The 22586-nt window shown below is 35.8% G+C and carries 16 protein-coding genes; 5 read left to right on the top strand and 11 right to left on the bottom strand.

Features of this window, described 5'->3' with window-relative positions; translation table 11 throughout:
• Nucleotides 1–77 precede the first annotated feature (77 nt).
• The 3 genes from EKM05_RS12100 to EKM05_RS12090 all read right to left on the bottom strand — a co-directional run bounded on the left by EKM05_RS12100 (nucleotide 78) and on the right by EKM05_RS12090 (nucleotide 4200).
• Nucleotides 78–437 carry a hypothetical protein gene (locus tag EKM05_RS12100; RefSeq protein ID WP_126555622.1) on the bottom strand — a complete coding sequence of 120 codons (360 nt, stop codon included), beginning with the start codon at nucleotides 435–437 and terminating at the stop codon, nucleotides 78–80.
• Between the two features lie 62 nt (nucleotides 438–499).
• Nucleotides 500–1678 (bottom strand): AIR synthase related protein, encoded by a 1179-nt coding sequence (locus tag EKM05_RS12095; protein ID WP_126555619.1) that lies wholly within the window; start codon nucleotides 1676–1678, stop codon nucleotides 500–502.
• A gap of 332 nt (nucleotides 1679–2010) precedes the next feature.
• On the bottom strand, nucleotides 2011–4200 hold the full coding sequence (locus EKM05_RS12090; protein ID WP_126460970.1) for a glutamine synthetase III: 2190 nt from the start codon (nucleotides 4198–4200) through the stop codon (nucleotides 2011–2013).
• Between the two features lie 302 nt (nucleotides 4201–4502).
• Here EKM05_RS12090 and EKM05_RS12085 point away from each other — a divergent pair, with 302 nt between their 5' ends.
• Nucleotides 4503–5468 (top strand): TerC family protein, encoded by a 966-nt coding sequence (locus EKM05_RS12085; RefSeq protein ID WP_126460973.1) that lies wholly within the window; start codon nucleotides 4503–4505, stop codon nucleotides 5466–5468.
• A gap of 60 nt (nucleotides 5469–5528) precedes the next feature.
• On the opposite strand, the gene EKM05_RS12080 is transcribed toward EKM05_RS12085, so the two are convergent.
• The 3 genes from EKM05_RS12080 to EKM05_RS12070 all read right to left on the bottom strand — a co-directional run bounded on the left by EKM05_RS12080 (nucleotide 5529) and on the right by EKM05_RS12070 (nucleotide 10951).
• Complete coding sequence (locus EKM05_RS12080; RefSeq protein WP_126555617.1) at nucleotides 5529–6029, bottom strand: hypothetical protein; 501 nt, start codon at nucleotides 6027–6029, stop codon at nucleotides 5529–5531.
• A 189-nt stretch (nucleotides 6030–6218) separates the two neighbouring features.
• Nucleotides 6219–7091 carry an alpha/beta hydrolase family protein gene (locus EKM05_RS12075; RefSeq protein ID WP_126555615.1) on the bottom strand — a complete coding sequence of 291 codons (873 nt, stop codon included), beginning with the start codon at nucleotides 7089–7091 and terminating at the stop codon, nucleotides 6219–6221.
• 407 nt (nucleotides 7092–7498) lie between these two features.
• On the bottom strand, nucleotides 7499–10951 hold the full coding sequence (locus EKM05_RS12070) for a methylmalonyl-CoA mutase family protein (RefSeq protein WP_126555612.1): 3453 nt from the start codon (nucleotides 10949–10951) through the stop codon (nucleotides 7499–7501).
• A gap of 239 nt (nucleotides 10952–11190) precedes the next feature.
• On the opposite strand from EKM05_RS12070, the gene purU reads away from it, so the two are divergent.
• Entirely contained in the window at nucleotides 11191–12045 is an 855-nt protein-coding gene (gene purU / locus EKM05_RS12065; protein WP_126555609.1) for a formyltetrahydrofolate deformylase, read from the top strand.
• Nucleotides 12046–12319: 274 nt separating this feature from the next.
• Here the strand turns inward: purU and EKM05_RS12060 are convergent, their stop codons facing one another.
• On the bottom strand, nucleotides 12320–13105 hold the full coding sequence (locus EKM05_RS12060; RefSeq protein WP_126461574.1) for an alpha/beta fold hydrolase: 786 nt from the start codon (nucleotides 13103–13105) through the stop codon (nucleotides 12320–12322).
• Nucleotides 13106–13211: 106 nt separating this feature from the next.
• Between EKM05_RS12060 and EKM05_RS14505 the strand changes: the two genes are divergently transcribed.
• Nucleotides 13212–13361: a hypothetical protein gene (locus EKM05_RS14505; RefSeq protein ID WP_197037202.1), complete on the top strand. Its 150-nt coding sequence runs from the start codon at nucleotides 13212–13214 to the stop codon at nucleotides 13359–13361.
• Here the strand turns inward: EKM05_RS14505 and EKM05_RS12055 are convergent.
• The 4 genes from EKM05_RS12055 to EKM05_RS12040 all read right to left on the bottom strand — a co-directional run bounded on the left by EKM05_RS12055 (nucleotide 13356) and on the right by EKM05_RS12040 (nucleotide 18221).
• Nucleotides 13356–14168 carry an ABC transporter substrate-binding protein gene (locus tag EKM05_RS12055; RefSeq protein WP_199736841.1) on the bottom strand — a complete coding sequence of 271 codons (813 nt, stop codon included), beginning with the start codon at nucleotides 14166–14168 and terminating at the stop codon, nucleotides 13356–13358. The two genes, EKM05_RS14505 and EKM05_RS12055, sit on opposite strands and share 6 nt — an antisense overlap.
• 201 nt (nucleotides 14169–14369) lie before the next feature.
• Nucleotides 14370–15197, bottom strand: coding sequence for an orotidine-5'-phosphate decarboxylase (pyrF, locus tag EKM05_RS12050; protein WP_126555606.1), 828 nt, complete (start codon nucleotides 15195–15197; stop codon nucleotides 14370–14372).
• A gap of 175 nt (nucleotides 15198–15372) precedes the next feature.
• On the bottom strand, nucleotides 15373–16449 hold the full coding sequence (gene prfA / locus EKM05_RS12045; RefSeq protein WP_126454063.1) for a peptide chain release factor 1: 1077 nt from the start codon (nucleotides 16447–16449) through the stop codon (nucleotides 15373–15375).
• A 335-nt stretch (nucleotides 16450–16784) separates the two neighbouring features.
• On the bottom strand, nucleotides 16785–18221 hold the full coding sequence (locus EKM05_RS12040; RefSeq protein WP_126555603.1) for a glycosyltransferase family 2 protein: 1437 nt from the start codon (nucleotides 18219–18221) through the stop codon (nucleotides 16785–16787).
• 810 nt (nucleotides 18222–19031) lie between these two features.
• Between EKM05_RS12040 and EKM05_RS12035 the strand changes: the two genes are divergently transcribed.
• Together EKM05_RS12035 and EKM05_RS12030 are read left to right on the top strand one after the other, a co-directional pair.
• Nucleotides 19032–21323 (top strand): DNA topoisomerase 3, encoded by a 2292-nt coding sequence (locus tag EKM05_RS12035; RefSeq protein WP_126555600.1) that lies wholly within the window; start codon nucleotides 19032–19034, stop codon nucleotides 21321–21323.
• A gap of 639 nt (nucleotides 21324–21962) precedes the next feature.
• Nucleotides 21963–22442 (top strand): DUF6265 family protein, encoded by a 480-nt coding sequence (locus EKM05_RS12030; protein ID WP_126555597.1) that lies wholly within the window; start codon nucleotides 21963–21965, stop codon nucleotides 22440–22442.
• Nucleotides 22443–22586 lie beyond the last annotated feature (144 nt).

Genomic DNA, 22586 nt, shown 5'->3' with positions numbered 1-22586 from the left:
TCTTTTGACTTTACGACTTTTAAACTTTCGACTTACTTACATCACTGATTCTCATAGCCGCGATAGATGTGAAAATTTTATTCACTCATTTCATCATATCGCTCCGGAACTTGGGGATCATACAGCGAACATTTGAATTCATCCATTATATTAACTAAAGTATCCATTGTTTTTCCTTCAGTGCCATAACAATCAATTTTTACACTTTGGGACGTCATCCTGATATGAAAAGCACCTGCACCATTGTTATTTTTCCAACTGTTCTCGTCTACTTTTTCCCATTTGGAGAATACAGAAGCAATTCTGTTCAAAATGACTTGTACCGGAAGTGCCTCAAGACCTTCAATTTCAGCTTGTTCTTCTGAAACAGCTTCATAAACTTCGTGATGGTTGAGATAAATTCCCTCCAGATATTTCCAAAAGACCAATTCGTACATAGATACAAAATTAAAAGATTAAAGAATTGAAAGATTGAAAAATGAACTTCAATTGAAGCTTTTTAATATTCAAAAGTTCCGTATTCACTGGTAATAGTCAGTTTTTTTGAAGTAGCAGCTTCTACTCTACCTACGATTTTCGCATCAACATTAAATGATTTTGAAATCGCAATAATGTCTTGTGCAACAGCTTCCGGAACATAAATTTCCATACGGTGACCGCAATTGAAAACTTGGTACATTTCTTTCCAATCCGTTTTAGATTGTTCTTGAATTAACTGAAATAATGGCGGAACTGGAAATAAATTGTCTTTTATAATGTGTAGGTTTTCTACAAAGTGTAAAATTTTAGTTTGGGCTCCTCCACTGCAATGCACCATTCCGTGAATTTGATTGGAAGAATATTGGTCTAAAATTTTCTTAATGATTGGTGCATACGTTCTGGTTGGCGAAAGCACTAATTGTCCGGCATCGATTGGTGAATTTTCAACGGCGTCTGTCAATTTTACTTGTCCAGAATAGATTAATTCTTCAGGAACTAAAGCATCGAAACTCTCCGGATATTTGGTTGCCAAATATTTCCCGAAAACATCATGACGCGCCGATGTTAACCCGTTGCTTCCCATTCCGCCATTATAGTTTTTCTCGTAAGTAGCCTGGCCAAAAGAAGCCAATCCTACAATTACATCACCGGCTTTAATATTAGCATTATCAATTACTTTGCTGCGTTTCATACGAGCAGTTACTGTTGAATCTACAATTATAGTTCGAACAATATCGCCTACATCAGCAGTTTCTCCACCTGTTGAATGAATGGTCACCCCAAAAGATTCCAGTTCTTTAATCAGTTCTTCGGTTCCGTTAATAATTGCTGAAATTACTTCAGCGGTAATCAAATTTTTATTTCTTCCAATGGTTGATGAAAGCAGAATATTATCCGTTGCACCCACGCACAATAAATCGTCAATATTCATGATTAAAGCATCTTGGGCAATGCCTTTCCAAACAGAAATATCGCCTGTTTCTTTCCAATACATGTAGGCCAAAGAGGATTTAGTTCCCGCTCCGTCAGCATGCATGATCAGACAATATTCTTCGTCTTGAGTTAAATAATCAGGGACAATTTTACAGAAAGCTTGTGGATATAATCCTTTATCAATATTTTTTATCGCATTATGAACATCTTCTTTGGATGCCGAAACACCGCGAAGCGCATATCTTTTTGAAGTATCTGAACTCATGTAGTCTAGTTGTGAAGTCTGCTTTTATGCAGGTAGTTGTGCGGCAAAGGTAATTATTTTTTTGGGTTTTGCCTATCGAGTCATCAGAAGTGTTTCTTGCTAAAATTGTCATACTAAGAATATTTGTTTACACCCTTCAATTTAGCCTTTCAAGGTGCAAAACATCAAAAAAATGTCTACCTGAAACAGATAGACATTTTTATTAAATTTCAATGGCGCAATAAATTACTCCCAATCAAGCATGCATGCGTCAAAAAATAATACTACCCTATGCACCGGTAAATCCAGATATTATTTGACTTATAATGACACTCGATGTGTTAATAAGTAGATTACTTCGTAAATAACAATTCTCTGTATTTTGTTAGTGTCCAAATCTCATCATCCACTAACAGCTCCAGTTTATCACAGTGGCTTCTAATTTCTTCGAAAAATGGTTTTACTTTATCACAATAAGCTAGGGCCATTTCATGTGCATCAGTAATTGCATTGGCTTTCTTTCTAGCTTCGGTCATTTCATGAACTTTAGAATTGATCCCCTCAATATGTCCGGAAATTTCTTTGATTAAAATGATTTGTTCTTTTGCAATTTTTTCAAAATCAGCACCAAAAATCTCTTTTAGTCCCTTCACATTTTCAATCAAAGTGTTTTGGTAGCGAATGGCTGTTGGAATAACATGGTTTTGAGAAAGATCACCTAAAACTCTACCTTCAATTTGAATTTTCTTAGTATACTCCTCTAATTCTATTTCATAACGTGCCTCCACTTCAATATGATTCATGATACCCATTTCAGAAAACAAATCTAAAGCTTGCTTAGAAGCTCTTGCTTTTAGTGCTTCAGGAGTTGTTTTAAAGTTACTTAACCCTCTTTTACCTGCTTCAATTTCCCATGCTTCACTATATCCGTCTCCTTCAAAAAGGATTTTCTTAGAAACTTTGATGTACTCTCTCAAAACATTGAAAATAGCATCATCTTTTTTCATGTCTTTAGATTCTATCAGCGCATCTACTTCAATTTTGAAATCTTTTAATTGTTTTGCTACAATAGTATTCAAAGTCGTCATTGAATTAGAACAGTTAGCTGATGATCCTACTGCTCTGAACTCAAACTTATTTCCTGTAAAAGCGAATGGTGATGTTCTATTTCTATCTGTATTGTCCAAAAGAACATCTGGAATTTTCCCTACTACATTTAGTTTTAAGTCTGTTTTTTCTTCTGGAGATAGTTTCCCTGCAGTTACACCTTCTAATTCTGCTAGAACTTTAGTCAACTGCGCCCCAATAAATACGGATATAATTGCTGGTGGTGCTTCATTTGCCCCTAGTCTATGATCATTACTTGCAGTAGCAATTGCACCTCTTAATAAAGACTCGTAATCATTTACTGCTTTTATTGTATTGATAAAGAAAGTCAGAAACTGTAAATTACTCATTGGAGTTTTACTAGGGCTCAATAAATTCACTCCTGTATCTGTTGCCAAGGACCAGTTATTATGCTTTCCGGAACCGTTCACTCCTTTGAAAGGTTTTTCATGAAACAACACTTTCAAATCATGGCGTTCTCCTACTTTTTGCATCACATCCATCAACAAGCAGTTATGATCAACAGCAAGATTTGTTTCTTCAAAAATAGGAGCCAATTCAAATTGATTTGGTGCTACTTCATTATGACGTGTTTTCACAGGAATTCCTAACAACATGCATTCTTGTTCCAAGTCTCTCATATACATTAAGGCACGAGTAGGTATAGACCCAAAATAATGGTCATCTAATTGTTGCCCCTTAGCCGATGTATGTCCTAACAAAGTCCTACCGGTCATCATAAGATCAGGACGCGAATTTGCTAAAGATCTATCAATTAAGAAATATTCTTGTTCCCAACCTAAAGTTGCAGTTACCTTTTTTACATTTTTATCAAAATATTTACATACTTCGGTAGCAGCGTCATCCATAGCGGTCAAAGCTCTCAACAAAGGTGTTTTATAGTCTAAAGCTTCCCCCGTATAGGAAATAAAAACCGTTGGAATACACAAAGTAGTTCCAAAAATAAATGCTGGAGATGTTGGATCCCAAGCTGTATACCCTCTAGCTTCAAATGTATTTCTGATTCCACCATTTGGAAAACTAGATGCATCCGGTTCTTGTTGTACTAATTGAGCGCCACCAAATTTCTCTACTGGATCACTGCCATCATACGAAGTTTCAAAGAAAGCATCATGTTTTTCAGCGGTTGTTCCTGTAAGTGGCTGAAACCAGTGTGTATAATGAGTCACCCCTTTAGCCAAGGCCCACTCTTTCATTCCCATTGCGATATAATCCGCTAATTTTCTGTCTATTTTAGTTCCATGTTGAACTGCATCGCGCACTCCTTTAAAAGCATCTGAAGTTAAAAACTGTTTCATTGCTTTGTCATTAAAGACATTTGAACCAAAAATAGTTGATTTTCTATCAGTCTCTTCAAATTTTACTGGAACTCTGTTTGATGCTTCTTTCAAAGCTTGAAAACGTAATGATGACATACAATTTTGTTTTAATTAATTAAACCCCCTATTATTTTGATGCAAATATAATTTAATAATTACTTTTATAAAATATTACCTCTGTTTTTTATGGGTAACCACGTCAAATTTATCAAATTAACAAAAAATATTAATTATAATAACAACTTAGCAATTTAAACACCCCTATTTATTTTTACTGATATTTTCATAAAATAAAATAAACATAGACAATCACAAACAACAGCAAACTTTCGATTAAATATTTATTGAAGTTAAACAATCTAAAAGTATCTTTGTGCAACTTTTTAAATATATGATATATGATTGTCTGGATTTCTTTCTTAGTAGCCGTAATGATTTTCTTGGCTCTTGATTTAGGTGTTTTCAACAAAACGCCGCATATTATAAGTTCAAAAGAAGCGGGTAAGTGGACTGCAATATGGGTTACTTTATCATTCCTGTTTTCCGGCGTTATTTATTGGCTCTACAACAATAATTATATCGCAAATCCGGATCAATTAACTCCCACAACAGCATCCATAAAGTTCATTACCGGATATTTAATTGAATTATCATTAAGCATTGACAACATCTTTGTCATAGCCATAATCTTTTCTGCTTTTAAAATTCCGCCACAATACCAGCATCGTGTTTTATTTTGGGGAATATTAGGGGCAATATTCTTTAGAGGCCTAATGATCTTTTTTGGCGTTATGCTAATCAATAAATTTTCTTGGATGACGTATATTTTTGGTGCTTTCCTGATCTATACTGCCATGAAAATGTTGTTTGGAAATGAAAATGAAAAATTTGAACCTAAAAAATCATTCGTCTATAAAAGCCTAAAAAAAATAATGCCCATATCTAATCATATGGATGAGGAGCATTTCTTTGTCAAAAGAAGACACATTACTGCCGCAACCCCTCTATTTGTAGCTCTTGTGGTTATTGAAGTCATGGATGTGGTTTTTGCCATTGATAGTGTTCCTGCTATTTTAGCCATTACTAATGACCCCTTTTTAGTTTTCAGTTCTAATATTTTTGCCATTCTAGGATTGCGATCCATGTATTTCTTTCTGGCTAATATGTTAGCTAAATTTAGTTATCTGGAATACAGTCTAATCGCTATTTTAAGTTTTGTTGGTGTGAAAATGTTAACCCATGACATACTAAAAAAATACAATTATGAAATTCCGGAATGGATGTCACTGGCTTTTATAGCGGTGGCTCTTATAGTGGGAATTGTAGTTTCACTTAGAAAAAACAGCAAAGAGTTTGTCTCCTAATTTTAAGGTCTATAAAAAAAGGAAATCTTTCGATTTCCTTTTTTTTTGACTTCTCTGAAATTATAAATTTATTTTTTGAATTTCACTTTTACTAACCTTCAATGAGGACATAACTGCATCCATATTATTTTTGTTTATTGTAGAGGCAAAATTTGCTGGTACAATTACTATTCTAAAAGTTTGATTTTGTGTCCAACTGGAATCTAAAGTATTCAGATTGAAATTAGCCGCAAGAAAAATTTTAACATCAAACCTGGAATAATCAAAATTAAAATCTAATTCACCACCATTATTCAGATAATACGTTTGAGGCATTAATTTCCAAATATCTGCTCCATTTACCGTATCATACAAATGGTATACTAAAACAGAATCCGAAGAATAAATTGGCGGATCAAATACAACCAAGCTGCTATAATTATTATTGGAGTTGAACGAAGTTGTAACTTCATACACTTCAGTTCGAGGACCGTTATCAACGGTATTATATAGTTCTGTCACTTCACAACTTTGTAGTGTCATCATCCCGATGAAAACTAAAAATAAAGTAATTTTTTTCATTCGTTATCGTTTTATAATTTATATTAAAAAACTCTATTCATGAATTGTGCCAAACTTTATTCTCAAAAAAAAGTGCTTTTCAATTATGGAAAAAAAACTTAAATTATACCTAATAATCCTGGGCTTAAAAGGAACTAAAAAAGCCTCTCAGACGAAAGGCTTTTTTAAAATTTTATTACTATTCGGTTATTATTTCTCCACAACAGCCACGCCATTATTGTTTAAAATTTTGCTAAAAAACAACACATGAAAAGGTAACGCATTTTCCCAATATTCCCACGTATGCGCTCCTGGCCGTTCCGTATAATCGTGAGCAACTTTATTATAAACAAGCCTTCGGTGTAATTCTCTATTGGATTCAATCAAAAAATCATCTACACCGCAATCTATAATCAATTCCAGTTTGTTACTTTTTATTTTATCCACCATATTCAAAACTGCACTGGAGGCATATACTTCCTGTGGCGCTCCTTCAATCCCAAAAACAGGTTCCATTAATTTAGTAACTCTTTCCTTAGATTCCGGATTAATCATGCTTCCCATATCAACAGCGCCGCTCATACTTCCTGCTGCACAAAATAGTTCTGGATGTCTTGTCGAAAGATACAATGCTCCGTGACCTCCCATAGAAAGTCCCGTAATTACACGTCCTTTTCTGTTGTTTATTGTCCGATAAGTGTTGTCTACTTTCTGAATTACTTCTTTTGTAATATACGTTTCAAACTGACTTCCCTTATTCACAGGACTATCCAGATAAAAACTGAATGTTTCTCCTTCCGGCATTACGATTATGATATTATACTGATCTGCTAAATTGTGCAATAAATTCTTATCCGGAGTTTTAGACAACCAATCATTAAAATGACCATAAGCGCCATGCAGCAGATAAAGCACGGGATAATTAATCTTGCTTTTTGCATACGAACTTGGTAATACTACCGCAGCTTTATACGTTTTATTCATTGCCATACTAGGAATTTGCAATGTATCGGCTTTTGCTGCATAAGAAACTACAGTATGACCAAGAAGAAAAAATAAGAATACAATTTGAAGTTTTTTCATACTATTCGGTTTTAAGGTAAAATGTAAATATAGTACTTTAACTCGTTGGGTGTAATTAATGAAAATTTCAATTAATCTTAACTAAAAAAATGAACCACATAGAAACATAGAAAAAAAGAGTTGGACAGCCCAATTTTTGGCTTCATATAGCTATGATTTTCTCCAAAAAAGTGAAACGACTTACATAATTTTAAAATCTATGTTTCTATGTGGTTAAAAAATTAAACGCATTGGATTACACCCAACAGCTACTTTAGAATAAATGTAATAAAGTCGCAATAATTACATGAACAAAAAAAGACCTCTCATTACTGTAAGGTCTTTTAAAAAAAAAATTAGATCACGCCCGCCCAAAAGCGGGATAAGCGATTCACACACTTTTTGCGATGCAAAAAGTGGTTCTCTGCTTACATATTTCTTCTGTATTGTCCACCTACTTCAAATAAAGCAGCTGTTATTTGTCCCAAGGAACAAACCTTGGTCGCTTCCATTAAATGCTCGAATAAATTTTTGTTTTTAATGGCTGCTTCCTGAAGCGTATTTAAATGATCCTTCACTACATCCTGATTGGATTGATGCAAATGGTTCAACATATCAATTTGGTATTGTTTTTCTTCCTCTGTGGCGCGAATTACTTCGGCGGGGATTACTGTTGGAGAACCTTTGGAACTCAAAAACGTATTCACACCAATGATAGGAAATTCACCTGTATGTTTCAAAGTCTCATAATACAAACTTTCTTCTTGAATTTTACTTCTTTGGTACATGGTTTCCATAGCTCCAAGCACGCCACCACGTTCTGTAATTCGGTCAAATTCTAATAAAACTGCCGCTTCGACTAAATCCGTTAGCTCTTCAATAATGAAAGCACCTTGAATTGGATTTTCATTTTTGGCCAGTCCTAATTCTTTATTGATAATCAACTGAATTGCCATCGCACGACGCACAGATTCTTCTGTAGGTGTTGTAATTGCTTCATCATACGCATTGGTATGCAAGGAATTACAGTTGTCATAAATGGCATACAACGCTTGCAAAGTAGTACGAATATCATTGAAATCAATTTCCTGTGCGTGCAAAGAACGTCCCGAAGTCTGAATGTGGTATTTCAACATTTGCGCACGCTCGTTAGCGCCATATTTATTTTTCATGGCTTTCGCCCAAATTTTACGTGCCACACGACCGATAACGGCATATTCAGGATCTACACCATTCGAAAAGAAAAACGATAAGTTGGGTCCAAAATCATTGATATTCATACCACGACTCAAATAATATTCTACATACGTGAACCCATTAGAAAGTGTGAAAGCCAATTGTGTAATTGGATTTGCTCCCGCTTCGGCAATATGATACCCTGAAATAGAAACCGAATAAAAGTTCCTTACATTCTTAGTAATAAAATATTCCTGTACGTCACCCATTAATCGCAACGCAAATTCAGTAGAGAAAATACAGGTATTTTGCGCTTGATCTTCTTTAAGAATATCGGCCTGAACGGTTCCACGAACTTGAGATAACGTTCTTGCTTTTATTTCGTTATACACTTCCAAAGGTAAAACCTGATCTCCGGTTACACCCAAAAGCAGCAACCCTAAACCGTTATTCCCTTGGGGCAAATCCCCTTGATAATGCGGTCTTTCAACTCCTTTTGCTGCATATATTTTGTTGATTTTTACCTCAACTTCTTTTTCAAGGCCATTTTCTTTGATGTAAAACTCACATTGTTGGTCAATCGCTGCATTCATGAAAAACCCTAATAACATAGGTGCCGGTCCATTAATAGTCATACTCACCGAAGTCATTGCATGAACCAAATCAAAACCAGAATATAATTTCTTAGCATCATCCAAACAACAAATAGAAACTCCGGCATTACCTATTTTTCCATAAATATCAGGGCGTACATGTGGATCGTTTCCGTATAAAGTCACACTGTCAAAAGCCGTTGATAATCGTTTTGCCGGTAATCCCGCACTTACATAATGAAAACGTTTGTTCGTTCTTTCCGGTCCGCCTTCTCCGGCAAACATACGAGATGGATCTTCTCCTTCACGTTTAAAAGGATATAAACCTGCGGTAAAGGGAAATTCTCCAGGAACGTTTTCCTGCAAACACCAACGTAAAATATCACCCCAAGCTTTGTACTTTGGCAATGCAATTTTCGGAATTTGAGAATGTGAAAGGGACTCCGTGTGCGTGGCCATTTTGATTTCTCTATCCCGAACTTTGAACGTATACACCGGATTCTTGTACTTGTTTACTTTCTCGTCCCAAGTCAAAATGATTTCCCAGTTGTATGGATCCAAATCCATTTTTATTTTATCAAATTGATTTAGTAAAAGATTTAAAAATATTTTGTCCTCAGCAGCACCCGGTTTTTCAGATTCTAAAGCACTTGGCAAAACCGAATCGTCATTAATTCCTGTTTTATTCAATTCAGGAATTTTTCTAGTAACCGATTCAATCGTTTTAAAAATCCCGTACAATTTCTGAGCCACTTGTTCTTGGCTAACGGCCGTAACATCATACTTCCGGTTGCTCTCGGCAATTTCAGACAAATAACGGGTTCTGTGTGGCGGAATAACGAAAATCTTCTCGCTCATTTCACGAGTGATTTGGAATGTTGATTTCAAATCAGAATTCGTTTTTTCATGGACTTTATCCATTATCGCTTTGTACAGCGTATTCATTCCCGGATCGTTGAACTGCGAAGCAATAGTCCCAAAAACCGGAAGCGTATCTAAATTCGCATCCCATAAATTATGGTTGCGTTGGTATTGTTTTTTCACGTCTCTCAATGCATCCAGAGAACCGCGTTTGTCAAATTTGTTTATCGCTACCAAGTCAGCAAAATCAAGCATGTCGATTTTTTCTAGTTGAGTTGCAGCACCAAATTCAGGCGTCATTACATATAAAGAAACGTCAGAATGGTCCATAATCTCCGTATCAGATTGTCCAATCCCAGAAGTTTCCAGGATTATGATATCATAATTTGCTGCTTTAATCACTTGGATTGCATCGGCAACATATTTAGACAAAGCCAAATTCGATTGGCGTGTGGCCAAAGAACGCATGTAAACTCGAGGGTTATTAATAGCGTTCATTCGGATTCTATCACCTAACAAGGCACCGCCGGTTTTTCTTTTTGATGGATCGACGGATATTAATCCGATAGTTTTTTCCGGGAAATCGATTAGAAAACGACGCACTAATTCATCCACCAAAGAAGATTTTCCTGCTCCACCTGTTCCTGTGATTCCAAGAACCGGAGTTTTACAACCCTGATTCTTTTTTTGGATAACTTCCAGAGTTTTGGCCGCTATGTCTGGGAAATTCTCTGCTGATGAAATAATTCTGGCAATTGCTTTTGGATTTTTTTCTTCCAAATGTTTTATTTCATCCGTCAGTTTATCTCCAACGGGATAATCAGATTGTTGTACTAAATCATTAATCATTCCCTGCAATCCCATCGCGCGACCGTCATCCGGCGCATAAATACGGGTGATTCCGTACGCTTGCAATTCGGCAATTTCAGAAGGCAGGATTACTCCTCCTCCCCCACCAAATATCTTGATTTGCCCAGCTCCTTTTTCCTGAAGCAAGTCATACATGTATTTGAAATATTCGTTGTGTCCGCCTTGATACGAAGTTATCGCAATAGCATTCGCGTCTTCCTGAATCGCGGTATTGACCACTTCTTCCACACTGCGATCGTGACCCAAATGGATTACCTCAACGCCTGTAGACTGAATGATTCTACGCATAATATTGATTGCAGCATCGTGACCGTCAAAAAGCGCAGCTGCGGTAACAATTCTTACTTTATTGTTAGGGATATATGGTTTTTGTTGTTCCATTTTATGAATATGATAATTTAAGACTGCAATTTACAATTTTATTTTAAAAATTATCCGTTGTTACTGTTGGTTATTAATAAATAATAAAGTTTATGCCATGCAGGACAACAAATAGATTAAAATTGGGCTATTTTTTTAAACATAAAACAACCCAATCTAACTTTTTTATAAACACAGATACATTTAGTTTTGAAAAACACTAATCATTACTAAAAAACAAAGCTAAAAACAAAATGCTAATGCAAAAAATCACAATCCTAATCCATTGCAAAGATCAAAAAGCAATTATTGCCTCCGTTACAAATTATATTGCCTCCATTGATGGCAATATAATCTACCTAGACCAACACGTTGATGCTAATGAGAATGTGTTTTTCATGCGTTTAGAATGTGAATTCAATACCAAAAATTGGAATATTGAAGCTATTAAAAATGATTTTCAAGCAACGTTGGCTTCACCGTTTAATATGTCCTGGGCAATGTACACCCAAGATGAAAAACCAAAAATGGCATTATTTGTTTCAAAATACGACCATTGTTTGTATGATATTTTAGGACGCCACAGCGCTGGTGAATTGCCACTTGAAATTCCTTTGATAATAAGCAACCATGAGGATTTGAAACCAGTAGCAGACCGTTTTAATATTCCGTTTCATTATGTACCTTTTACCAAAGATACAAAAGCCGAAGGCGAGCAAAAACAACTGGATTTACTGAAGCAGTATACTATTGACTTTATTGTTTTGGCTCGCTACATGCAGATTATCACCCCTAAATTGATTGCGCAATACCCGAATCAAATCATCAACATTCATCATTCCTTTCTCCCTGCGTTTCCCGGGGCAAAACCCTATCACTCAGCTTTCATGAGAGGTGTTAAAATCATAGGCGCTACCAGTCATTATGTGACTGAGGAATTGGATGAAGGTCCAATTATCGAGCAGGATATTACCCGAGTTACACACAGTCATTCTATTGAAAATTTCATCATGAAAGGACGTGATCTGGAACGTACGGTTTTGGCAAGAGCCATAAAACTGCATGCCGAGAGAAAAACAATAGTATATGACAATAAAACGATAGTATTTCTATAGACTTATTACCCTTTAAAATCCAGGTCTTAAACAAAAAGATAACTCAAAATTAAAACCTGAGACAGTCCATCGTGTAACTTGCTACCGAGTGAACAAAAAGTATGCATTGAAACAAAATAAAAAAAAACTTAACGTATGTACAACAAAGTAATAACAAAATCTTAACAGCAAAACGCCTCTGTAAGTGTGATCTTTGCAGAGTAATAAACTGGTTATTTATTATTTTGGTTTTGGTTAGTTAAAGAATTGCCTGCATAAAAAATGCAGGCAATTTTTATTTAGCAGTGTTTATAAAAGAAAGAACAGCATCGTTAAAAACATTAGGCTGTTCCACATTGACTACATGTCCACAGTTTTGTATTACAAACAACGTAGACGATTTGTAATGATTTTCTACCACTTTTTTAACTGATGGTAAAAACATATAATCCTCTTCGCCCATCACATAAAGCGTAGGAATATTTAACTCGACCTGACGGAACCATTTGAGTACCGGATTTATTTCGGCGGTGAGTTTAAACCATTTGATAAATTCTTTTTGGTATAATTTCTTGGCCTCGTTGATAAAAAGCACCCGAGACTGTTTGTGACTTTTTTTTGGCATGATGACAAAGGCAAAAAACTGATATAAAACCAAATAAGGCAGTACATATTTAAACAAATTACCCAATCGCATCAATACTTGAGAACGGAAATTCATTTTCAATATCGCACCGCCAAGGATCATGCTTTGCACGCGTTCCGGATACATTTCAGCCAATTGTCTGATGAGTATGGTTCCCAATGAAATTCCGACAAAATGTGATTTTTCAATTTTGAGATGGTTTAAGACTTCCAGAATATCATTGGCCAAAGCCGAAAAAGTATATTTTTGTTTGAAAGCTGTTTTCAGCGTAGGTTTTGATTCCCCGTGACCGCGTAAATCCAATAATAAAACACTATGCTGTTTCTTAAAATCCCGTATTTGTTTGAACCATATAGACGAACTTCCACCAGCACCGTGAACAAAAGTTACCCATTGGTCGCTGTTTTTATTTTCGTAAATGGTATAATTGATCACGTCTTTTTTTTGTAAAAATAGCACATTAATTTTAAATCCCAATCTTAACAAATAATAATGCTTCTTTTAAGATCGTAAAATGTAAATTTGCATAAAATCATCACCCATGAAAGGATTATTGCAAGAGAAAAGTGAAATAGAAAAGCTTAAAAAAGAGTACCAAAAGTTCTCAGAACTAAATTTCCATATCGAAAATTCTTCTGTTAAATCGATCGTGACAACAGAAAAATTGATTTTAGAAGAATGCGAATTATAATTTTTGATGCATTTTTTTAAAATAGTCAAACGCTTTTAACAGCCTGCTTCCATACCAGGAAAACATTTCACCATCTACAAATACCGTTTTTGCGTGGTGTGTGTGTCTTCCTATTTCGAAAGCATCTTCCTCTTTGAAAGGATACGGCTCTGATGAAAGAAAAACCAAATCCGGATCCCCTTCTAAACGCATTTTTTTGAGTTCAATTTCCGGGTAACGTCCAGAAGTCTCGGCATTGCCTGCATATATGTTTTGAAAATGGTTTAGTTTCAGTAATTCATTGATAAAATTATTAGAACCGGCAACCATAAAAGGATTTTTCCAAATGAAATATACTACTTTTTGTTGCGGCTTATCTTTTATAAAGTTTTTAAAATCGCTCAGGGCAAAAGCCAATTTATCGTTCCATTTCTGGGCTTCGGTTCTGCAATTGAAAAGTTGACCAAAGTCGGCAATCATCTGAAAATTATCTTCAATCGTGATGATATTGGTCACCCAAACCGGACAAATTTTACGCAACTCTTCCACAATTTCAGCGGTATTTTCCTCTTTGTTACAAATGACAATATCCGGTTGCAACAATCTGATTTTTTCGTAATGCACTTTTTTGGTGCCACCAACTATTTTCTTGGTCGACTTAAAATGATACGGATGCACACAGAATTTTGTAATTCCTATAATTCGGTCTTCCAAACCTAAATCATACAGCAATTCCGTTTGTGAGGGAACCAATGATATAATGCGTTTTGGCGAAGTTTCAAAAGAATGTGTTATTCCGATTTGATCGATTAAAGTTTTTTGTCTCAAGTTTAATGTTTAATGTTTAGTAAATTTAATCAAAAATTATATTTTTAAACCATTAAGAAATTTAGAAAAATTAAGGCTTAAAAAGTTTAGCGCTAAAATTTTTGATTCAAATCTTAGCGCAAGGGTAATAAAACTTAATTTCTTAATGGTTTAAAATGAAGAATGATTGAATTCAAAATATTTTATAAAAACCCAAAAACGTTAAACGTTAAACTTCAAACTCATAATTTGCTCCATTTCCTGTTGCATTTTCAACGCTTCGGTTCTTGCTTTATCGGCAAAATCAGTTCCGTTTGAAGCATAAATAATCGCTCTGGAAGAATTGATTAGTAATCCAACATTCGCATTCATTCCGTATTTACAAACTTCAGCCAGACTTCCGCCTTGTGCTCCTACTCCGGGAACAAGCAAGAAACTGTCAGGAACAATTTTGCGAATTTCAGTGAAATATTCAGCTTTTGTTGCACCTACAACATACATCAGGTTTTCGCTGTTTTTCCAGTTTTTAGATATTTCCAAAACTTGTTTGTACAATTCTTTTCCGTTTACGTTTAAAGTCTGAAAATCAAAAGCACCTTCGTTAGAAGTCAAAGCCAACATAATCGTATGTTTATTTTTGAAAGCCAGAAAAGGCTCCACTGAATCTTTTCCCATATAAGGAGCAACGGTAATACTGTCAAAATTCAAATCTTCAAAAAAAGCTTTGGCATACATAGCAGACGTATTACCAATATCACCACGTTTGGCATCGGCAATAGTAAAAATATCCGGATACGTTGAGTTGATGTAATCGATTGTTTTTTGTAGAGACGTCCATCCTTTCAAACCATACGCTTCATAAAAAGCAATATTAGGTTTATAAGCCACAGCCAAATCATGCGTTGCATCGATTATCGCTTTATTGAATTCGAAAATGGGATCTTCCAATTCTAGTAGATGCTGTGGAATTTTAGTCAAATCGACATCGAGTCCTACTGCTAGGAATGATTTCTTGCTTCTGATTTGGTCAATAAGTTGTTGTGTAGTCATTGTTGTGTGTTTAAACGCAAAGTTCGCAAAGTTTTTAGCAAAGATTACAATATTATTTTATCTACTATCCGTTTTTAGCCCCGATTGAGCCGATATCCTCGCAGTGAAACGAAGAGATAAAGGTGAAAGCGGGAAATAGCTCCAAAAAAAAGCCTCAATAAATGAGGCTTAGTTATTAATATACTTCGCTGGCTTCTTTCAGTTTTTCCATGTTGTTGACTAACGCCAACTCATCTACAATTTTCTGAATATCACCATTCATGATATTTCCCAAATCGTACAACGTCAAACCTACACGGTGATCCGTTACACGGCCTTGTGCATAATTATAGGTACGGATTTTTGCAGAACGGTCACCAGAACTTACCTGAGACGTACGCGTTGTAGCATCTTCCGCTTGTTTTTTGGCTAATTCCTGTTCGTACAAACGGGAACGCAAAACGCCAAAAGCTTTATCTTTATTCTTGTGTTGTGATTTCTGATCCTGACATTGCGCCACCAATCCAGTTGGAATGTGCGTCAACCGAACCGCTGATTTAGTTGTATTTACCGATTGTCCACCAGGTCCTGACGAACAGAAGAAATCCACACGCACATCATTCATATCAATTTGCACATCAAATTCCTCTGCTTCCGGCAATACCATAACAGTCGCCGCTGATGTGTGAACACGTCCTTGTGTTTCCGTTTGCGGTACCCGTTGTACACGGTGAACACCTGCTTCAAACTTCAAGGTTCCGTAAACATCCTCACCGGTAACTTCAAAAATCACCTCTTTGAAACCACCCGAAGTTCCCTCATTCATATCCACTACCGACGTTCTCCAACCTCTGTTCTCACAATATTTCGTGTACATACGGAACAAATCCCCGGCAAAAATACTCGCTTCATCCCCACCCGTTCCGGCACGAATCTCCACCATAACATTTTTAGCATCTTCGGGATCTTTAGGAATCAACATAAATTTGATTTCATCCTCCAGTTCCGGCAATCTTTCCTTAGCTTCGTCCAGTTGCATTTTGGCCATTTCGGTCATATCCGCATCACTGTTATCGGCAATTATTTCGTTTGCTTCGTCGATGTTTGCCATCAAAACAACATATTCATCGCGTTTTTCAGCCAAAGCTTTTAAACTTTTGTACTCTTGATTCAATTGCACATAACGCTTCTGATCCATAATAACATCCGGCTGAATAATCAAATCCGAAATCTCATCGAAACGTTGTTTTACTATTTGAAGTCTATCTAACATTTTCTTAGTCCTTTTATTGGAGTGCAAAAATACGAAATTTTTGTTTAAAGTTTCAAGTTTGATGTTTCAAGTTTTTCAGGAGCTATTTCCTGCTGTCATTCCAATCTTTCCATCAGGGCTAAGGTGTTTGTACTAATCAATATATTTTTTATCCGAATAAATCAATCTCATGTACCGTCCCTTCGAGTGATTTTTAATAGTAATGCGACAGCTTTACTACTAAAAATTGTATCGAGAAGCCTGTAAAAGTTGTAATCGTTCTGAAGCTAAAAAAACGACTTGAAATAGCTACTGCATATTTCAAGTCGTTTTATATTTAATTTCGGAACAATGGCTTATTCTTTTTGGGACAAACCTCGCGTTAACCACCCGCTTTTATTAGCCGTAAAAATAGCATATGGCATGATCCAAAACAGACTAAAAGTATAAAAAACACTGTATGAATACGCCCAAAAGGACTCCACAACTGAATAGCGTTTCGCATAAAATAAAACTGGAAAACTAGAAAAAATCAATATTCCTAATAGCGTAGAACTAATCAATAAAAGAGGATGTGTGAAGATAAGAAACATCATAAATAGCAGAAACGGAATAGCCATTATGATCTTTAGCGACTGATTTAAGAACAAAAGCCTGGTTCCAAATTTAGAGCTATTCCTAAAATTCTTGAACACATATTTAGCCATCATAATATTTTCGCGAACATTACTTCTGCCCCATCTGATGAACATTTTATACAAACCGGTATATTCCTCTGGTACGTTTGTCAAAACCAATGCATTGCTTTGAAATAATACCTGAGACCCTTGTTTCAGAATCATATTTGTCATCGCTCGATCCTCACCAATATCCGAAGGTTTCCCCATAAAGGTTTGGTTAATCCATTCCGGGAGACAAGCAAGCACTGCTGATTTACGATAAGCCGCTGCGGCTCCTGGAGTACATAAAACAGATCCTAAACTACTTTCTGCGGAACGCATGAATTCAAAACTCATTACAAAACTCACATTCAACATTTTAGGCAATATAGCCTTTTGATTATTTAAGACCTGTACATTTCCGGCAACAGCGCCACATTCTTTATTGGTGATAAACGGACTTACAAGATTACGCAAAGTATCTACTTTGACAATTGAATCACTATCAACTGTTACAAAGATTTCTCCGGTACCCATTTCAAATCCACGATTTAATGCCTGACGTTTTCCTTGGTTTTTAGGTTGCTGATAAATGGACAAACGATCTCCTAATCTCAATTTTGCTTGCTGCATCCAGTACCACGTATCATCTTTACTACCATCATCAATGGCAAATAGTTGCAATTTATGTTCCGGATAGTCGCTGGCAGCTAAGCTAATCAAGGTATTCCAAACCAATTTTCCCTCATTATAGGCAGGAACAATCACGGTACAAGTAGGCAATAATTCGTCCGTAACGGATTCAATAGGCTTATAGGCTAAATAGTGATATAGGTTGTATACAAAGACACTTCCGTAAAAGAAAAACAATACAGTGCTCAGAATCAAAAATAAAAACCCCCATGTAGAATTTACCCGGGAATCATGTAGGGCTTCAAAATCAGATTGTAAATTATATACTAAAAACGCTCCCGCTATCAGTAGTAAAAAAGTACCAATCAGCACTAAAGCAGCTAATGGACTACTGTTTCTCTTAAATCCTATTTTTAATGCCCTGAGATTAATTCGAAAAACGGAACTGATATCAGGGCTGGGGGAATAAACTTGTTTTAAAATACTCGTTTCACTTTTCATAATTGTACTACTAAAAATTATAGGTTATTGGTTTATTAAAATCTCATTAATTATTAATTTATTTATAGCTTGCGCGAATAAATATTCCTATACAATGAACAGGAGAAATTATACAGTTCGATTTAGCAATATTTGTTCCAAGATCACTTTAAAATGACAATCAACACATTACGAAAAACTCAGAAAAAAAAGTGAGTAATTATTACACAAATAAAATTTATCTACACAACTATTTCCCCACTTGAACCCCGTTATCACAAGCTTTCCGCTCTTGCACACAAACAGATGTAATGCATAAAATTTCGCAAGGCCGGAACGCTTGTTTCTACTATTACTAGAAAAATCTGTTTCAATATTTTATGTTTTTTTTTTCGTTATTATGAAAACAAAACGAAATCTTTAGCCCTGATGGAAGCGGCATCCCACGCTTTTTAGCGTGGATACAGCGGACAGCAGGAAGATGGGTTCTTGAAAAAACGCCATTCGTACTGCTCCTAATAAACAGCACGTCCTAACCGTTCATAACTCCACAAAATTTCTTTTTAATACCAATTTGTAAATTCCTAATTTGCGCCCTCAAAATAAGTAGCAAAAATGAAGGTCTGTATTACCGATCGCTCGAATATCCACAATCGTTAGCGCAGAATTGTATTCTGTGCCCATAACGATAAGCAAATAAATAATAGACCAACTGAATGGGATTGCTTCGTTCCTCGCAATGAATCACATACCAGTTCATAACTCCATAAAATTTATTTTTAATACCAATTTCTAAATTCCTAATTTGCGCCCTCAAAATAAGTAGCAAAAATGAAGGTCTGTATTGCCGAAAAACCAAGTGTCGCCCGCGAAATCGCATCCGTTTTGGGAGCTAATACCAAGCATGACGGATATTATGAAGGCAATGGTTATCAGGTCACCTACACTTTTGGGCATTTATGTACCTTAAAAGAACCGAACGATTACAAGCCCCATTGGAAAAGTTGGGATTTGAACAATCTGCCCATGCTTCCCGACAAATTCGAAACCAAAGTGGTCGAGAATTCGGGGATCCAAAAGCAATTCCGAATCATAAAAAGCCTTTTCGACAAAGCCGAGTTGGTCATCAACTGCGGGGATGCCGGGCAAGAGGGTGAACTTATTCAACGCTGGGTGATGAACGAAGCCAATTATAAAGGCGAGGTGCAACGCTTGTGGATTTCTTCCCTAACCACCGAAGCCATCAAAGAGGGTTTCCAGAACTTGAAACCATCTGCCTACTATGATAATTTATACTATGCAGGATTTTCCAGAGCCATTGGCGACTGGTTACTGGGCATGAATGCCACGCGTTTGTACACCGTAAAACATGGCGGATACAAACAAGTTTTGTCTATTGGCAGGGTGCAAACCCCAACATTGGCAATGGTTGTGGACCGATTCAAGGAAATCGAGAATTTCAAACCGCAACCGTATTGGGAGTTGCAAACTTTATACAGAGAAACGCTTTTCAGCTATGAAGAAGGACGCTTTTTGAAAAAAGAAGATGGCGAACTCTTGGCCAATAAAGTCAAGGAAAGTGAGTTCGAAATTGTTTCTGTCGAAAAAAAGAATGGCAATGAGTTTGCACCTAAACTATTTGATTTAACAGGATTACAGGTGTATTGCAATACCAAATTTGGTTTTACGGCAGATGAAACACTCAAAATTGTCCAAACTTTGTACGAACAAAAAGTAGTTACGTATCCCAGAGTTGATACGACGTTTTTGCCCAATGATATCTATCCAAAAGTGGCTGGGATTCTGAAAAACTTGACGAATTATGCTGCGTTGACGCAACCGCTTTTGGGAAAAAAGATAAAAAAATCGCCCAAAGTTTTCAACGATAAAAAAGTTACGGATCACCATGCGATTATTCCAACGGGGATTCAATCCAACTTGCAATACAATCAGCAGCAAGTATATGACATAATTACCAAGCGATTTATAGCCGTGTTTTATGACGATTGTTTGGTTGCCAATACAACCGTTATTGGGAAAGCAGCAGATGTAGCCTTCAAAACGACAGGAAAAGAAATCCTGAAAAAGGGATTTCGCGTAGTCTTTGAAGACCCAAACGCCAAAGAAAAAGAAGCCGATATTTTACCGAGTTTTGTTGTAGGTGAAAAAGGGCCACACGAACCCTCGTTTTTAGAAAAGGAAACCAAACCACCGAATCAGTTCACCGAAGCTACTTTATTGCGCGCTATGGAAACTGCAGGTAAGCAAGTGGATGATGAAGATTTACGCGAATTGATGAAAGAAAACGGTATTGGGCGTCCCTCCACGCGAGCCAATATTATTGAAACGCTGTTTAAACGCCAATACATCATTAGGAACAAAAAACAGGTATTGCCAACACCTACGGGAATTCAGCTTATTGACACCATTCAAAATGATTTGATTAAATCAGCTGAACTCACCGGCTCTTGGGAAAAGCAGTTGAAAGATATTGAAAAAGGAACTTTTACCGCTGCTGCGTTTATTAAGAACATGAAAAACATGGTAGAAGCTTTGGTCTATGAAGTGCGAAGTGAAACCAGACGTGCCAATATCTCGCATGCGGGAAGCATTCAAAAAGAAGTTGTTAAAGTCGAGAAAAAGAAAGCCGCAGGGATTTTGGCGGAAGCCTGTCCAAAATGCAGAAAAGGAACACTTATCAAAGGAAAATCTTCATTTGGATGTACCAATTATAAAGCAGGTTGCACGTTCCTATTGCCTTACACTTTTGCAGAAAAAAAAATATCCGAGAACCAATACTTGCGATTACTACAAAAAGGATCTACTGTAAACTTGAAAGATTTTAAAACTGATATCGGCACTGTGGAAGGTTTGCTTCGTTTTGACGAAAATTTCCAACTTCAATTAGAAGCCAAGAAAGCTTTAAAAAAAGTCATTCCGGACGAATTAGCCTGTCCGAAATGCAAGAAAGGAACGGTGCTAAAAGGAAAAATGGCTTATGGTTGCAGCGATTATAAATCAGGCTGTGATTTCAAAGTGCCTTTTGATGTGGTCAGAGCAAAACTGAAAGATCAAAAACCAACTAAAGAATTGGTTTATATTATTTTGAATGAAAGTGATTAAATTTTGTTTTAACCATATAAGTAGCAAGAAAGATATATTGTCGCAATTATTAAAAAGAGTTTTTGCCACAGATTGTAAGGATTAAAAAGATTTTTAAAATTACATAACGAATTAATCTGTGCTAATCTGTGGAAAAGAAATTTAGTGCTTTATTAAAATACGACATTAAATTTTAGTCATTACTTAAGTTATATAAGAAAACCCGTTGGGTGCAATTATTCAAAACGTCAGTTCGAGTGTTTTTTGTGTAGTAAAATGGAACAAACTTCTCGATACGCTTCGCACTCGAAGTGACGTGTATCGAGAACCGTTTTTAATACTAATTTTCTAGTTCTCGATATAATCCCGCCCAAAAGCGGGATCACTCGAACTGACGAAAATTATCATCAAAAATTAATTGCACCCAACGGGTTAAGAAAGTTAGTTTATTTGTCACATTGGCTGAAGAGAACGTAAGTTAAAACATTCTTTATGAACTATGCGACTTTCCTTAAATGAACTGTTTTTTTCCTTTATTCTATTCAAATTAAAAACTTATATGACTTATATGGTGAACCTGTGATTCCAAAACTAAAAAAGCGACGTTATTCTATTTTTTCTTAATTTAGCAGTTCAAAATAACACCAAATATTTACACCAATGTTTCAAAAAACAACTCTTATATTACTTTTGTTAACCATTTTTTCCTGCAAAGAATCGGATGCAAATGAATTAGAAAAAATGAAAGCCGCCAATTGGATTTTAGGAAATTGGGAAAATAAATCCGTTGATGGAAATCTTTCTGAAACTTGGAAAAAAGTAAACGACAGTACTTTTGAAGCGCAATCCTATTTTATCAAAGAAAAAGACACTTTGCATTTTGAATCTATTATTTTGCAACAAAAAGGAGAAGAATTAACGTATTCTACTATGGTAAAAGGACAAAACGAGGAAAAAGCAGTCGCATTCAAGTTGACAACGACAACTGAGAAACAACTGGTTTTTGAAAACCCGAAACATGATTATCCTCAAAAAATTATTTATAGTGAAATCAATCCAGACAGTATGGTGACAAAAATTTCAGGAATCCAGCAAGGAAAACCCAGTTCCGAACAATATTCAATGAAAAAAATCAACTAAAATTTTAACATTTTAGTTCCAATCAAAACCTTGCTCGAAATAAGCAAGGTTTTTTTATGCCGTTAAAAAACTGTTTTGCAGTGGAATAAAAATTAATTTTAAATATTATCTCTAATTAGTCTAAATAAGTTTTGTTAAGAACAA

Origin of the sequence: Flavobacterium sp. GSP27 (genome assembly GCF_003970395.1) — a bacterium.
Taxonomy (GTDB): Bacteria; Bacteroidota; Bacteroidia; order Flavobacteriales; family Flavobacteriaceae; genus Flavobacterium.
Note: the sequence above shows the minus strand (reverse complement) of the source record. Positions and strands in the feature narration are given on the sequence as shown.

What these genes read in the sequence shown, in the direction of transcription:
- EKM05_RS12100 (WP_126555622.1), bottom strand. Translation starts at nt 437, where the DNA reads ATGTACGAATTGGTCTTTTGGAAATATCTGGAGGGAATTTATCTCAAC.
- EKM05_RS12095 (WP_126555619.1), bottom strand. Translation starts at nt 1,678, where the DNA reads ATGAGTTCAGATACTTCAAAAAGATATGCGCTTCGCGGTGTTTCGGCA.
- EKM05_RS12090 (WP_126460970.1), bottom strand. Translation starts at nt 4,200, where the DNA reads ATGTCATCATTACGTTTTCAAGCTTTGAAAGAAGCATCAAACAGAGTT.
- EKM05_RS12085 (WP_126460973.1), top strand. Translation starts at nt 4,503, where the DNA reads ATGATTGTCTGGATTTCTTTCTTAGTAGCCGTAATGATTTTCTTGGCT.
- EKM05_RS12080 (WP_126555617.1), bottom strand. Translation starts at nt 6,029, where the DNA reads ATGAAAAAAATTACTTTATTTTTAGTTTTCATCGGGATGATGACACTA.
- EKM05_RS12075 (WP_126555615.1), bottom strand. Translation starts at nt 7,091, where the DNA reads ATGAAAAAACTTCAAATTGTATTCTTATTTTTTCTTCTTGGTCATACT.
- EKM05_RS12070 (WP_126555612.1), bottom strand. Translation starts at nt 10,951, where the DNA reads ATGGAACAACAAAAACCATATATCCCTAACAATAAAGTAAGAATTGTT.
- purU (WP_126555609.1), top strand. Translation starts at nt 11,191, where the DNA reads ATGCAAAAAATCACAATCCTAATCCATTGCAAAGATCAAAAAGCAATT.
- EKM05_RS14505 (WP_197037202.1), top strand. Translation starts at nt 13,212, where the DNA reads ATGAAAGGATTATTGCAAGAGAAAAGTGAAATAGAAAAGCTTAAAAAA.
- pyrF (WP_126555606.1), bottom strand. Translation starts at nt 15,197, where the DNA reads ATGACTACACAACAACTTATTGACCAAATCAGAAGCAAGAAATCATTC.
- prfA (WP_126454063.1), bottom strand. Translation starts at nt 16,449, where the DNA reads ATGTTAGATAGACTTCAAATAGTAAAACAACGTTTCGATGAGATTTCG.
- EKM05_RS12040 (WP_126555603.1), bottom strand. Translation starts at nt 18,221, where the DNA reads ATGAAAAGTGAAACGAGTATTTTAAAACAAGTTTATTCCCCCAGCCCT.
- EKM05_RS12035 (WP_126555600.1), top strand. Translation starts at nt 19,032, where the DNA reads ATGAAGGTCTGTATTGCCGAAAAACCAAGTGTCGCCCGCGAAATCGCA.
- EKM05_RS12030 (WP_126555597.1), top strand. Translation starts at nt 21,963, where the DNA reads ATGTTTCAAAAAACAACTCTTATATTACTTTTGTTAACCATTTTTTCC.